We start from the raw sequence: 12,992 nt of genomic DNA, 5'->3' as shown, positions 1-12,992 counted from the left end.
CTGGCAAGTCAGCTCCCACAATGATGGTGTAAAGCTCTCCATGGAGTGCACACCGAAGTTCCTGTGGGAGCTGGCTTGCCAGCGATGACGGCCTTGCAGGCGTCCCAATACTTAATGCTTCACCGTTAATTCGACCAAATGGTCTTCAACCTCCTGAGGCTTTAGCACCAGCACGTCGCTTTCCAGCTGATCCAGCACCTGTTCAGCCGTGTTGCCGATCAACGCACCGGATACGCCGCTGCGCGCCACGGTGCCAATCACCGTCACCGCCGCCTGCAGCTTGTGCGCCATGAACGGAATCAGCACGTCTGCCGGGCCTTCCTCGACATGCAGATGAGCGTCATCAATGTCGAATTCAGCCTGAAACGCCCGGCATTGCTCGCGATAGCGCGCCTCGATGGTTTCCTTGAGCTGGAACGTCGGGTCGGCCGCCGACAGCATCGGCGACGGATGGGCGGTAATCACGTGCAGATGCCCCTTGGCCAGGCTGGCGATGTCGAACCCATGGTCGATGATCGTGGTGTGCAGATGACGGTGTTCGCCGTCGGCATTGCCCACGTCGACAGCCGCAAGAATCACCTTGTCCTTCCACGAACCGGCGGTCTTCACCAGCAGCACGGGAGTAGGGCAGTGGCGCAGCAGTTTCCAGTCCGCCGGGGTCAGCAGGGCCTTTTTCAGCGAGCTGTCGGGGAAGTGCTGTTTGATCACCAGCCCGCAACCTTCGGCCTGCTGCACGTCGATGATGGTTTCGTGCAGGCTCTCGTTCCACGCCTGTTCGGTGGTGACGCTGTAGCCGTCCGCCAGCAGCGCGGCCTTGAGCACGCTGAGCATGCCGGCGTGATCGTGCTTCTTGTCGCAGACCAGCAGGTGCAGATGGGCTTGGGTCACCCCGGCGATCAGCTTGGCGCGCTTGAGCGCCAGGCTTTCCGCGTGTTCGGGTTCGATGACCACCAGAATGCTGCGAATGGCTTGCATGAGTGAATCTCCAGCAATGAAAAGGCACGGCGTTGCACAACTATAGTTGCTGCGCATCCGTCTGCGACTTGATGCATATCAACGCGCGCGGCTGGTGGTCTGCGGGCAGGCCGGTATAATCGGCGCCCTTCGCTCGAACACCTTTTGACCGTGAGCCCCATGATCCTTCCCGAAATCCACGAATTCCTTGGTTGCCGCACGCCTGACGCCTGGGTTGAAGCCGCGCTGGCCGATCAGGAAACCCTGCTGATCGACCACAAGAACTGCGAGTTCAAGGCCGCCAGCACCGCGTTGAGCCTGATCGCCAAGTACCATTCCCATGTCGATCTGATCAACATGATGTCGCGTCTGGCCCGGGAAGAGCTGGTGCACCACGAGCAGGTGATGCGCATCATGAAGCGACGCAAGATCGAACTGCGCCAGCTGCATGCCGGCCGTTATGCCTCGAGCCTGCGCAAAGTGGTGCGCAGCCATGAACCGGTGAAACTGGTCGACACCCTGGTGGTCGGCGCCTTCATCGAAGCGCGCAGTTGCGAGCGGTTCGAAGCGCTGGTGCCGCATCTGGACGAAGAACTCGGCAAGTTCTACTTCGGCCTGCTGAAAAGCGAGGCCCGGCATTTCCAGGGTTACCTGAAACTGGCCTACCAGTACGGTGACGCCAAGGACATCGCCCAGGTGATCGAGAAAGTCCGCGCCGCCGAGCAGGACCTGATCGAATCGCCGGACGAGGAATTCCGCTTCCACAGCGGCGTACCCGTCGCGGTATGAATTGTTAAAAACTCTTAAGAGTATGAAACATCAACGAAAACCGGCCCCGGAGGCCGGTTTTTGCTGCCTGCGATAAACGACTCGCCCGCGAATGCCGCCATAATGGCGCCCACTTCACAAAGCGGTTGGCGGCGGTTGTTATGGATAACCTGGGTTTTGGCAGAGTCCTGCTGGTGGAAGACGATGAGCGGCTGGCCGCGCTGATCGCCCACTTTCTCGAACAACACGGCTACGAGGTACGCACGGTGCATCGCGGCGATCTGGCCGTGGCCGCGTTTCTCGAATTCAAGCCCAAAGTGGTGGTGCTCGACCTGATGCTGCCAGGGCAGAGCGGCCTGCACGTATGCCGGGAAATCCGCAGCGTGTCGGACACACCGATTGTCATCCTGACGGCCAAGGAAGATGACCTCGACCACATTCTGGGCCTGGAGTCCGGCGCCGATGACTACGTGATCAAACCGATCAAGCCGCCGGTCCTGCTCGCGCGCCTGCGGGCCCTGCAACGCCGGCAGGTGCCGGACAGCGGCGTGGTCAGTTCACTGGAATTCGGCAACCTGATCATCGACCGCAGTTGCCGCGAAGTGCGTCTGGCGGGCGAACTGATCGAGCTGACCACCATGGAATTCGAACTGCTTTGGCTGCTGGCCAGCGCCGCCGGCAAGATCCTGTCGCGCGATGACATTCTCAACCGCATGCGCGGCATCGCGTTCGATGGCCTCAACCGCAGCGTCGACGTTTACATCAGCAAGTTGCGTAACAAACTCAAGGACAACCCTCGCGAACCGGTGTGCATCAAGACCGTGTGGGGCAAGGGTTACCTGTTCAATCCGTTCGCGTGGGAGTTGTAGATGCTGCGGTTATTTCTCGGGCTGTTTCTGGTGATGACGGTCGGGCTGGTGGCGGCGCTGCAAACCGTCGAACACACCTTCAACGCGTTGCTCGACAACCAGATGCAGGCCTACAACCGTGAAGCGGTGCGCGGTCAGGCCTGGTCGCTGGTCGAACACATGCGCGACCAGCAGGGCGCGGCGCGCGAGGCGCAACTGGAGGCGTTGCGGCCGCACTACGGGCTGACGTTGAGCCTGGTCGAGGCTGACCAATTGAACCTCAATGATCAGGAAAAAGCCGAACTGGCCCAGGATGTGTTGGTTATTCGTGACGATTACACCCAGTTCATCAGCAACATCGACGGTGGTTCGCAGTTGCTCAGTATCAAGCTGCCGCCCGAGCCGAGCCTGATGCCGTTCTACATTACCGGGGCCTACCTGATGCTGGCTGTGCTGCTGGGCATCGTCCTGTACTTCTGGGTTCGTCCGCACTGGCGCGATCTGGAAAAACTGCGGCTGGCCGCCGAGCGCTTCGGCGACAACGACCTCTCGGTGCGGATCCAGCTGTCCAAACGCTCGAACATCCGCGACCTGGCCGGCCACTTCAACCTGATGGCAGCGCGCATCGAAGGGCTGATCGCCAATCAGCGCGAACTGACCAACGCCGTCTCCCACGAACTGCGCACGCCGATTGCCCGGTTGTCGTTCGAGCTCGATCAACTCAAGCAGCAACCGGACGCCAGCCAGAACCGCGAACTGATCGCCGACATGTATGCCGACCTCGGCGAGCTGGAAGAAATGGTCTCCGAACTGCTGACCTACGCCAGTCTCGAACGTGGCGCGACGGTGATTACCCGCGAAAACATCCAGGCGGCCAACTGGCTGGACAGCGTGGTCGGCAGCGTGGCGCTGGAAGCCGAGGCCGCCGGGGTGCAGCTGTTGATCGTAGATTGCCGGGTCGATGAAGTGCGGATCGAGCCGCGCTTCATGGCGCGGGCAGTGATCAATCTGCTGCGCAATGCCATTCGCTATGCCGAGCAGCGGGTCGAGGTGTCGCTGGTGCGCATCGGCGATCAATACGAAGTGCAGGTCAACGACGACGGCCCGGGCGTGCCGCTGGAAGGACGGGAGAAAATCTTCGAACCGTTCTCGCGCCTGGATGCCAGCCGTGACCGCCGCACGGGCGGCTTTGGCCTCGGTCTGGCGCTGGTGCGGCGGGTGTCGCAATCCCATGGCGGGCAGGTCGACGTCGGCGATTCACCGTGGGGCGGGGCGTCGTTCCGCATGACCTGGGCGCATCTGGATTGATGAGTTTCCCTCCCCGGAAGGGGGAGGCAGTCGATTAACTGAGGACGTAGTCCACCGGTTTCAGCGCTGGCGGCAACGGCTCAGTCCCCAGCTCTGCCAGAATATCCCGCTCGATGCTGCGCACCAGCGCATCGGTCGGCAAATCGTTTTCATCCCGGCCGAACGGGTCTTCCAGTTCATCGGCAATCGCATCCAGCCCGAAGAAGGTGTAGCTGACAATTGCCGTGAACAGTGGCGTCAGCCAGCCCAGCGGTTCGGCCATGGCGAACGGCAGCAGGATGCAGAACAGGTAAATCGTGCGGTGCAGCAGCAGGGTGTAAGGGAAGGGCAGCGGCGTGTTCTTGATCCGCTCGCACACCGCCTGCGCCTGGGTCAGGCTGGTCAGGTGATTGGCCAGCAGCATGTAGCGCCACTCGCTGAGATCACCGGCCTCATGCAGATCGGAACATTGTTGACCGACGGTTTGCAGGATGCGCCCGCTGTAATCCGGCACCTGCGCGTCGTGCTGCGGGGTGATCCATTCGGCGCTGGCGGCGGCTTCGTCTTCCCGGCGCAACCGCGCATTCAGCGCATGGGCAAAACCTGCGAGGTTGAGCAGCAACAGACGGCGCTGCGCAGATTCGCGAATCACATGGGTCTCGCGAATCATCGAGCGCACATGCACGATCACTTCGCCCCAGGCCTTGCGCGCTTCGTACCAGCGGTCGTAACAGGCGTTGTTGCGAAAATTCATGAAGATCGACAGCGACAGGCCGAGCAGGGTGAACGGCGTGGCGTTGACCTTGGTGAAGTTGCTCGGGTGGAGCATTTCCACCAGCACGATGGCCGACGCCAGCAGCGTCACCATCAGGGCGCGCAGGGCGATGCGCTTGGCAATCGAGCCTTTGAGGGTGAAGAGAATGGCGAATTGATTGACCTTGGGTCGGATGATCATGCGGCTCTCTGCCTTGCAAACGTGGCGGATCAGCCGCCGGTCATGTTCATGAAACGCACCACTTGCACGTCGTCGTTCACTTCAAAATTGTGCCGGTAAGGCTTGAGTTTCATTGCTTCAATGATGGCTTTCTCGAGTCGTTCCGGTTGACCCGGATGAGCCCGCAGCACCGCTTTCAGATCCACCGAATGCTCATTCCCCAGACACAGTAGCAAACGCCCCTCGACCGTCAGCCGCACCCGGTTGCAGGTGCCGCAGAAGTTGTGGCTGTGGGGCGAGATGAACCCCAGTCGAATGTGCGGCGCTTCGGCCAGCCGCCAGTAGCGCGACGGGCCCTGGGTCGATTCGGCGGAGTCGATCAGGGTGTAGCGCTCGGCGATCTTTTCGCGCACCTCAGTGCTGGAAAAGAACGACTCGGCGCGGCTGTGTTCGCTGATGATCCCCAGCGGCATTTCCTCGATGAAGGAAATATCCAGATCCCGCTCGATGGCGAACTGCACCAGATCATTGATCTCGTGATCGTTGCGGCCCTGCATCACCACGCAGTTGAGTTTAGTGCGGGTAAATCCGGCGGCGCGTGCGGCGTCGATGCCGTCGATCACCTGGCCCAGGTCGCCGGTGCGGGTCATCTGCTTGAAGCGCTCGGCATCGAGGCTGTCGAGGCTGACGTTGAGGCGTTTGACCCCGGCATCGAACAGCGGGCTGGCGAGTTTGACGAGTTGCGAGCCGTTGGTGGTCAGGCACAGTTCGCGCAGGCCGGGCAGGGCGGCGATCTGCTTGCACAAGCCGACGACGCCGGGGCGTATCAGCGGCTCACCACCGGTCAGGCGGATCTTGCGGGTGCCCAGCGCAACGAAGCTCTGCGCCAGTTGATAGATCTCCTCCAGCGTCAGCACCCGTTGGCGCGGCAAAAACTGCATGTCTTCGGCCATGCAATACACGCAGCGGAAGTCGCAGCGGTCGGTGACCGACATGCGCAGGTAGTCGACGCGGCGGTTGTAACCATCGATCAAGACGCGCTCTGACATGACAGCCTCGCTTGGGTGAAATCCGCTATTGAAGGGATTGGGTCGGCGCAGATTATGAGCAACTTGAGACAGCGTCCAATCACTCTTGATTACCGGCCGATTGATGCTGTCGATGATGAAATAATTATTTGGAATTTTGCGCTGCTTAGTTTTGCAAGTTCCCGTATTCAAAGGGTTTAACGCCGTGATAGATGCTTTCGATAACGCAGTCATTAATAGCGATTAGACAAGGTTTTGCAGCGGTTCCTATCCTTGGCCCCGTCAAACGAAACGACCGCTTTTTAACTTGAAAGTCAGTCGTCGCTGTTTAAACCCGATCAGGTTTTTGCCTGTGTGCATCGTCATGGAGAAGTCCCATGTCACAAGTCGACCGTTACAAACCCTACAAGGGCGCCGCTGCGGGTTGGGGCGCTGTCATCAGCCTCACCAAGAACTGGCTGGGCAGTGAAAACGCCCTGAAAAACATCCGCGCCATGCTCAAGACCAACCAGAACGGCGGCTTCGACTGCCCCGGTTGCGCCTGGGGTGAAGCGCCCGGCGCGAGCATGCTGAAGTTCTGCGAAAACGGCGCCAAAGCGGTGAACTGGGAAGCCACCGGCCGCCTGGTCGATCCGGCGTTCTTCAACAAGTACACGGTCTCGACCCTGGCCGAGCAAAGCGATTACTGGCTCGAATACCAGGGCCGGATCACCCATCCGATGCGCTACGACGCCCGGGTCGACCGCTATGTCGAAACCACCTGGGATGACGCCTTCGCGCTGATCGCCAAACACCTCAAAGGTCTGAAATCGCCCCACGAGGCCGAGTTCTACACCTCGGGTCGCGCCAGCAACGAAGCGGCGTTTCTCTATCAGTTGTTCGTCCGTGCCTACGGCACCAACAACTTCCCCGACTGCTCGAACATGTGCCACGAAGCCAGTGCGGTGAGCATGGGCGAGAGCCTGGGCGTCGGCAAAGGCACGGTGGTCTATGAAGACCTGCACCACGCCGACGCGATTTTCGTCATCGGCCAGAACCCCGGCACCAACCACCCGCGCATGCTCGAACCACTGCGTGAAGCGGTGAAACGCGGCGCGCAGGTGGTGTGCATCAACCCGCTCAAGGAGCGTGGACTGGAGCGCTTCCAGAATCCGCAGAACCCGATCGAGATGCTCAGCAACGGCTGGGAAGCGACCAACACCGCGTACTTCCGCCCGGCCTTGGGCGGCGACATGGCGATGATTCGCGGCATGGCCAAGTTCCTGCTGGAGTGGGAGCGCGAAGCCCAGGCCACTGGCGGCGAACCGGTGTTCGATCACGCGTTCATTGCCGAGCACACGTCGGGCCTCGACAGCTACCTGGCCGAAGTCGATGCCACGAGCTGGGAGCACATCGTCGAGCAGTCCGGCGTGCCGCTGCATGACATCGAACTGGCAGCGCGCATGTACGCCCGGGCCAAGAGCGTGATCATGTGCTGGGCCATGGGCCTGACCCAGCACGTACACTCGGTGCCGACCCTGCAAGAAGTCATCAACCTGCAACTGCTGCGCGGCAACGTCGGCCGTCCGGGCGCCGGGCTGTCGCCGGTGCGTGGGCACAGTAACGTGCAGGGCGACCGCACCATGGGCATCAACGAACTGGCCCCGACCGAGCTGATGGACGCCCTGGAAAAGCGCTTCAACTTCAAGGTGCCGCGCATGCACGGCCACAACACGGTGATGGCGATTGGCGCCATGGAACGCGGCGAAGCCAAGGTGTTTATCGGGCTGGGCGGCAACTTCGCTCAAGCCACGCCGGACACGCCGCGTACCCACGCCGCGATGCGCAAACTGGACCTCACCGTGCACATCTCGACCAAGCTCAACCGTAGCCATCTGGTGACCGGGCGTGACGCACTGATCCTGCCGTGCCTCGGCCGTACCGACATCGATGTTCAGGCCGAAGGCCCGCAAGGCGTGACAGTGGAAGACACCTTCAGCATGGTGCACTTGTCGTTCGGTCAACTGAAGCCGAAGTCGGCGCATCTGAAATCCGAGCCGGCGATCATTGCCGGAATCGCTGCCGCCACATTGGGCAAACACCCGATCGACTGGGAATGGGCGGTCGGCGACTACGGACGCATCCGCAACCTGATCGCCGACGTGATTCCGGGCTTCGAGAATTTCAACGAGAAGCTGCTGATCCCCGGTGGTTTCCACCTCGGCAACAACGCCTCCGACCGGGTCTGGAACACCGAATCCGGCAAGGCCCAGTTCACCCCGTGTGTGCTGCCGGAGCATCTGATCAGCGAAGGCGTGCGCAACCTGCCGGTCAAACCGCATCTGATCCTGCAAACCATGCGGTCCCACGATCAGTACAACACCACGCTATACGGCCTCGACGACCGTTATCGCGGGGTCTACGGTATGCGCGACGTGGTATTCGCCAACGAACAGGACATCCGCCGACTCGGTTTCGAACCGGGGCAAAAGGTTGATCTGGTGGCGCTGTGGGGCGACGAGCGCGAGCGTCGGGTCAGCGGTTTCACCCTGATCGCCTACGACATTCCCGCCGGGCAGGCTGCCGCGTACTACCCGGAAACCAACCCGTTGGTGCCGCTGGAAAGCTACGGCGACCGCACCTACACGCCGACCTCCAAATTCGTGGCGATCCGCCTCGAAGCGGCCGAGGCGAGCAACCTGATCCCGTCGTCGGTGGCCTGACCGAACCACGCGATCCAACCCTTTTGCATTTTGACTGGCTGCAGGCGTTCGCGCCTGGCGGTGGCCCGGCCGTGTGCTGCCGCTTTTCAGCCTGGATGAGGACATCATCATGTTCAACCTGGAGGCACTGGACCTGGCGCGAATTCAATTCGCGTTCACGGTTTCGTTCCACATCATTTTCCCGGCGATCACCATTGGTCTCGCGAGTTTCCTGGCGGTGCTCGAAGGCCTGTGGCTGAAAACCCGTAACGACACTTACCGCGATCTTTACCACTTCTGGTCGAAGATCTTCGCCGTCAACTTCGGCATGGGCGTGGTGTCGGGGCTGGTCATGGCGTACCAGTTCGGCACCAACTGGAGCGGATTTTCCGACTTCGCCGGCAGCGTCACCGGGCCGTTGCTGACCTATGAAGTGCTGACCGCGTTCTTCCTCGAGGCCGGGTTCCTCGGGGTGATGCTGTTCGGCTGGAACCGCGTGGGCCGTGGCTTGCACTTCTTCGCCACGGTGATGGTCGCCATCGGTACGCTGATCTCGACCTTCTGGATTCTCGCCTCCAACAGCTGGATGCAGACCCCGCAGGGCTTCGAGATCGTTGACGGCCGGGTGATGCCGGTCGACTGGCTGGCGATCGTGTTCAACCCGTCGTTTCCGTTTCGTCCGGCGCACATGGCGATTGCCGCGTTCGTTGCCACGGCGTTCTTCGTCGGTGCTTCGGCGGCCTGGCATTTGCTGCGCGGCAACGACAGCAAACCGGTGCGCAAGATGTTTTCCATGGCGCTGTGGATGGCGCTGATCGTGGCGCCGATTCAAGCGGTGGTCGGTGACGCCCATGGCTTGAACACCCTGGAGCATCAGCCGGCAAAAATCGCCGCCATCGAAGGCCACTGGGAAAACGCCGACAACGGTCCGACCCCGTTGGTGCTGTTCGGCATCCCCGACATGCAGGCGGAAAAGACCAAGTATGCGATCGAGATTCCGTACCTCGGCAGCCTGATCCTCACCCACAGCCTCGACAAGCAGATCCCGGCGCTCAAGAGTTTCCCGAAAGAAGACCGGCCGAACTCGACCGTGATCTTCTGGAGCTTCCGCGTGATGGCCGGGCTGGGCATGTTGATGATTCTGGTCGGTGTGCTGGGCCTGGTGTTGCGGCGCAACGGCAAGGTCTACCGGCATCGCGGCTTCCAGCGGCTGGTGCTGCTGATGGGGCCGAGCGGACTGATTGCGCTGCTGGCCGGTTGGATCACCACCGAAGTCGGGCGTCAGCCGTGGGTGGTGTATGGCCTGATGCGCACCCATGACGCCGCGTCCCATCACTCGGTGGCGCAGATGAGCACCTCGTTGGCGCTGTTCGTCGTCATCTACTGCTCGGTGTTCACCGTGGGCATCGGCTACATGATGAAACTGGTGAGCAAGGGCCCGCAGCCGCACCATGAACATCCGCCCGAAGGCACTCAGGTGCAGACCCCGCGCCGGCCACTTTCGGCGGTCACCGACAACCTCGAATCCGCGACCCGGATCCACTGAAAAAGGAGTGTTGAGTCATGGGTATTCAAGGTATCGATCTCTCGTTGATCTGGGGCGTGATCATTGCCTTCGGGGTGATGATGTACGTGATCATGGACGGCTTCGATCTGGGCCTCGGGATCCTGTTCCCGATGATCAGCGACGAGCAGGAACGCGACGTGATGATGAACACCGTCGCACCGGTGTGGGACGGCAACGAAACCTGGCTGGTGCTCGGCGGGGCGGCGTTGTACGGCGCGTTTCCGCTGGCTTACGGGGTGATTCTGGAGGCGCTGTATCTGCCGTTGATCTTCATGCTGGCGGGTCTGATTTTCCGTGGAGTGGCGTTCGAGTTTCGCTTCAAGGCGCCGGCTGAAAAACGCCATCTGTGGGACTGGGCGTTCATTGGCGGTTCGCTGCTGGCGACGTTCTCCCAGGGCGTGGTGATCGGCGCGTATGTGTCGGGAATTCCGGTGGTGAATCGGGAGTTCGCCGGTGGCGGTCTCGACTGGCTGGCGCCGTTCCCGCTGGTCTGCGGCGTCGGTCTGGTGATCGCCTACGCCTTGCTCGGCAGCACCTGGTTGCTGGTCAAGACCGAAGGCATGCTCGAATCGCGGATGCGTCACTACAGCCGTCCACTGGCGTGGCTGCTGCTGGCGATGGTGGTGGTGATCGGCGTGTGGACGTTGCAACTGCATCCGGAACTGGCCAGTCGCTGGTTCAACCATGCGCACCTGACCGTGTTCGCCGGGCTGGTGGTATTGGCGGTGCTGGCGTTGTTCGGGCTGTTGCGTTCGCTGCGTCAGCGGCACACCCACTGGCCGTTCGTGTTCACCCTGGCGCTGATGTTCCTCGGTTACGTCGGCCTGGCAATGAGCATCTGGCCGAACATCATCCCGCCGTCGGTCAGCCTGTGGGCGGCGGCTTCACCGGCCACCAGCCAGCTGTTCGCCCTGATCGGCGCGCTGTTCATCCTGCCGGTGATCCTGATGTACACCTTCTGGAGCTACTACGTGTTCCGCGGCAAAGTGAGGATTGGCGATGGCTACCATTGATTCGCGTGAGGTGAAATCCAGCCCCTGGTACAAGCGTCTGGGCTGGCTGCTGCTGATCTGGTCCGGCAGCGTGGTCTCGCTGGCGGTGGTAGCGAGCCTGCTGAAACTGGCGATGTATGCAGCGGGAATGAGAACCCACTGAGCATAAAAAAACCGGAGCCTGGCTCCGGTTTTTTATTGCCTGCCTATTGCATCCTCCCCTAATGGGGAGGATGCCTTGAGGTTTACTCCCCGCCAAACATCGCAGTCCAGTAAATCCCGGCACTGCTCTTCGGATCGACTGCGTACGCAGCGCCGAGCTCACGATACTGAGGGTTCATCAGGTTGGCGCAATGACCGGGGCTGGCGAGCCAGCCGGCGACGACCTTCTGCACCGTGTCCTGCCCGGCGGCGATGTTCTCGCCGACCTGCTGGCCGCTGTAGCCGGCCAGTTCGGCGCGGTCGCCGGGAGTGCCGCCGTTGCGGTCCTTGTGGTCGAAATAATTGTTGTTGGCCATCTCGCGGCTGTGTTCCTGGGCAACGCCGCCAAGCACGGCGTTCCATGCCAGCGGCGTGGTCGCCGCGAATGCCTGACTGCCGCACTGGCGCGGTTGGGCGCGGGCGGCATTGAGTTGTTCGAGGAGTTTCTGGCCTTCCGCCTGACCGTCGCCGAGGCGGGCCGACAGCAGCGGTCGGGCCAGAGTGATGCGCCAGTCACGGTCGGCGCGACTGACACCGATATCGACGAACTGCGGATCCAGCACCACCTGACAGAAGCTCTCCTGAATCGCCTTCATCGCCGACGCCGCGTCCCGTGGTCCGTTCAGGGTGATCGCCTGCACGTTGACCATCGGGTAGCGAGCGCTGGACATCGCCTGCTGCAAATCCACCACGCCGGTGGCCGGCAGAATCAGGCGCGGATCGGCCGACAGCGGCGGCAATTCGCTGGACGCCTGGCTGCCACAACGCTGCGGCTGGCTGCGGTAGCTGTTGATCGATTCGATCAATTGCGACTCGTCGGTGGCCATGGCCGAAGTGGCCAGCGCCAGGCCCACGGACAACGCGGCGAGTCGCAGAACGGATGGCATGAAGCGCATGGAAATCTCCCTTGGGCTGAGTGCGCACATCATGCGCGAAAGGGCCCCGGTTGGTGCAATGTCTTTTTCTTCACGACAGGGTTTTTTCTGCAGAACGATTGCGTGCAATTTGCCGTCTACACTCTGCGAAGACCCCGGAAACCGGGCGTCTCAACCACGTAACACTTTGCCCGCATCGGGCCCTGCCGGAAGAATGAACATGCGATTGAACGGGTTGCTTTGCTGTCTTGCGTTGACCCTGCTGAGCGGCGCGGCACTGGCCACCGATCAGGCACCGATCAAGGAAAAGGCCGAGGCGAAAGCCGAGGTTCTGGAAGAAAAGGCCGCCGACAAACCCGACGCGCCGCCGGCGCCCAAATCCGAAGCCATCACCCCGACCGAAGCGCAGGCGGTCGACCCGGCCGGCGCCGCGCCACTGGATGATCCGATCACCTGTCTGGCGCGCAGTATCTATTGGGAAGCCAAGGGCAAGGACAACGCCGACATGGAAGGTGTGGCCAGTGTGGTGATGAACCGTCTCGGGCATGACGGCTTTCCGGGCACGGTCTGCGAGGTGGTCAAGCAGGGCTCGGAAACCAGGAGTTGCCAGTTTTCCTGGTGGTGCGACGGGCGTCCGGATCAGGTCAAGGAGGACGCCGAATACGCGCTGGCCAAGGAAATCGCCGGCAAGGCACTGAACCGCCAGCTCACCGACCGCACCCATGGCGCCCTGTATTTCCACGACCGTAACGTTCATCCGAGCTGGGCGAAGGAATACAGGAAAACCGCCGAGACCAGGAAGTTTCTGTTCTATAAGCCCGCTGGCGGGGATGCGCGTTAGGCGCAGACTTCGCGCA

General features: G+C 61.6%; 12 protein-coding genes. 8 read left to right on the top strand and 4 right to left on the bottom strand.

Annotation, left to right across the window (positions count from 1 at the left end; genetic code table 11):
- Nucleotides 1–111 precede the first annotated feature (111 nt).
- Nucleotides 112–975 (bottom strand): universal stress protein, encoded by an 864-nt coding sequence (locus K3819_RS17715; protein ID WP_221397609.1) that lies wholly within the window; start codon nt 973–975, stop codon nt 112–114.
- A gap of 159 nt (nt 976–1,134) precedes the next feature.
- Between K3819_RS17715 and K3819_RS17710 the strand changes: the two genes are divergently transcribed.
- The 3 genes from K3819_RS17710 (at nt 1,135) to K3819_RS17700 (ending at nt 3,878) form a co-directional block, all read left to right on the top strand.
- Nucleotides 1,135–1,743, top strand: a complete 609-nt coding sequence (locus tag K3819_RS17710) for a tRNA-(ms[2]io[6]A)-hydroxylase (protein ID WP_221397608.1) — start codon at nt 1,135–1,137, stop codon at nt 1,741–1,743.
- A gap of 140 nt (nt 1,744–1,883) precedes the next feature.
- Nucleotides 1,884–2,591, top strand: coding sequence for a response regulator (locus tag K3819_RS17705; RefSeq protein WP_011334763.1), 708 nt, complete (start codon nt 1,884–1,886; stop codon nt 2,589–2,591).
- On the top strand, nt 2,592–3,878 hold the full coding sequence (locus tag K3819_RS17700) for an ATP-binding protein (RefSeq protein ID WP_221397607.1): 1,287 nt from the start codon (nt 2,592–2,594) through the stop codon (nt 3,876–3,878). It begins immediately after the preceding gene.
- Nucleotides 3,879–3,912: 34 nt separating this feature from the next.
- On the opposite strand, the gene K3819_RS17695 is transcribed toward K3819_RS17700, so the two are convergent.
- Nucleotides 3,913–4,812 carry a bestrophin family protein gene (locus tag K3819_RS17695; protein ID WP_221397606.1) on the bottom strand — a complete coding sequence of 300 codons (900 nt, stop codon included), beginning with the start codon at nt 4,810–4,812 and terminating at the stop codon, nt 3,913–3,915.
- 29 nt (nt 4,813–4,841) lie between these two features.
- Nucleotides 4,842–5,840, bottom strand: coding sequence for a GTP 3',8-cyclase MoaA (moaA, locus tag K3819_RS17690; RefSeq protein ID WP_221397605.1), 999 nt, complete (start codon nt 5,838–5,840; stop codon nt 4,842–4,844).
- Between the two features lie 356 nt (nt 5,841–6,196).
- On the opposite strand from moaA, the gene K3819_RS17685 reads away from it, so the two are divergent.
- From K3819_RS17685 to K3819_RS17670, 4 genes are all read left to right on the top strand, one after another.
- The gene (locus K3819_RS17685; RefSeq protein WP_221397604.1) at nt 6,197–8,521 is read left to right on the top strand and encodes an FdhF/YdeP family oxidoreductase; all 2,325 of its coding nucleotides are present in this window, start codon (nt 6,197–6,199) and stop codon (nt 8,519–8,521) included.
- 109 nt (nt 8,522–8,630) lie between these two features.
- Entirely contained in the window at nt 8,631–10,046 is a 1,416-nt protein-coding gene (locus tag K3819_RS17680) for a cytochrome ubiquinol oxidase subunit I (protein WP_221397603.1), read from the top strand.
- 17 nt (nt 10,047–10,063) lie between these two features.
- Entirely contained in the window at nt 10,064–11,080 is a 1,017-nt protein-coding gene (gene cydB, locus K3819_RS17675) for a cytochrome d ubiquinol oxidase subunit II (protein WP_221397602.1), read from the top strand.
- Nucleotides 11,067–11,222 (top strand): DUF2474 domain-containing protein, encoded by a 156-nt coding sequence (locus K3819_RS17670; RefSeq protein ID WP_192561461.1) that lies wholly within the window; start codon nt 11,067–11,069, stop codon nt 11,220–11,222. Before cydB ends, K3819_RS17670 begins: the two co-directional genes overlap by 14 nt.
- Nucleotides 11,223–11,304: 82 nt before the next feature.
- Here the strand turns inward: K3819_RS17670 and K3819_RS17665 are convergent, their stop codons facing one another.
- Nucleotides 11,305–12,156: a CAP domain-containing protein gene (locus K3819_RS17665; RefSeq protein ID WP_064597492.1), complete on the bottom strand. Its 852-nt coding sequence runs from the start codon at nt 12,154–12,156 to the stop codon at nt 11,305–11,307.
- Nucleotides 12,157–12,355: 199 nt separating this feature from the next.
- On the opposite strand from K3819_RS17665, the gene K3819_RS17660 reads away from it, so the two are divergent.
- The gene (locus tag K3819_RS17660; protein ID WP_221397601.1) at nt 12,356–12,976 is read left to right on the top strand and encodes a cell wall hydrolase; all 621 of its coding nucleotides are present in this window, start codon (nt 12,356–12,358) and stop codon (nt 12,974–12,976) included.
- The last annotated feature ends 16 nt before the right edge of the window (nt 12,977–12,992 follow it).

This window comes from Pseudomonas sp. 3-2 (genome assembly GCF_019710535.1).
Taxonomy (GTDB): Bacteria; Pseudomonadota; Gammaproteobacteria; order Pseudomonadales; family Pseudomonadaceae; genus Aquipseudomonas; species Aquipseudomonas pharyngis.
Note: the sequence above shows the minus strand (reverse complement) of the source record. Positions and strands in the feature narration are given on the sequence as shown.

What these genes read in the sequence shown, in the direction of transcription:
- cydB (WP_221397602.1), top strand. Translation starts at nt 10,064, where the DNA reads ATGGGTATTCAAGGTATCGATCTCTCGTTGATCTGGGGCGTGATCATT.
- K3819_RS17705 (WP_011334763.1), top strand. Translation starts at nt 1,884, where the DNA reads ATGGATAACCTGGGTTTTGGCAGAGTCCTGCTGGTGGAAGACGATGAG.
- K3819_RS17710 (WP_221397608.1), top strand. Translation starts at nt 1,135, where the DNA reads ATGATCCTTCCCGAAATCCACGAATTCCTTGGTTGCCGCACGCCTGAC.
- K3819_RS17700 (WP_221397607.1), top strand. Translation starts at nt 2,592, where the DNA reads ATGCTGCGGTTATTTCTCGGGCTGTTTCTGGTGATGACGGTCGGGCTG.
- K3819_RS17715 (WP_221397609.1), bottom strand. Translation starts at nt 975, where the DNA reads ATGCAAGCCATTCGCAGCATTCTGGTGGTCATCGAACCCGAACACGCG.
- K3819_RS17665 (WP_064597492.1), bottom strand. Translation starts at nt 12,156, where the DNA reads ATGCGCTTCATGCCATCCGTTCTGCGACTCGCCGCGTTGTCCGTGGGC.
- K3819_RS17670 (WP_192561461.1), top strand. Translation starts at nt 11,067, where the DNA reads ATGGCTACCATTGATTCGCGTGAGGTGAAATCCAGCCCCTGGTACAAG.
- moaA (WP_221397605.1), bottom strand. Translation starts at nt 5,840, where the DNA reads ATGTCAGAGCGCGTCTTGATCGATGGTTACAACCGCCGCGTCGACTAC.
- K3819_RS17695 (WP_221397606.1), bottom strand. Translation starts at nt 4,812, where the DNA reads ATGATCATCCGACCCAAGGTCAATCAATTCGCCATTCTCTTCACCCTC.
- K3819_RS17660 (WP_221397601.1), top strand. Translation starts at nt 12,356, where the DNA reads ATGCGATTGAACGGGTTGCTTTGCTGTCTTGCGTTGACCCTGCTGAGC.
- K3819_RS17680 (WP_221397603.1), top strand. Translation starts at nt 8,631, where the DNA reads ATGTTCAACCTGGAGGCACTGGACCTGGCGCGAATTCAATTCGCGTTC.
- K3819_RS17685 (WP_221397604.1), top strand. Translation starts at nt 6,197, where the DNA reads ATGTCACAAGTCGACCGTTACAAACCCTACAAGGGCGCCGCTGCGGGT.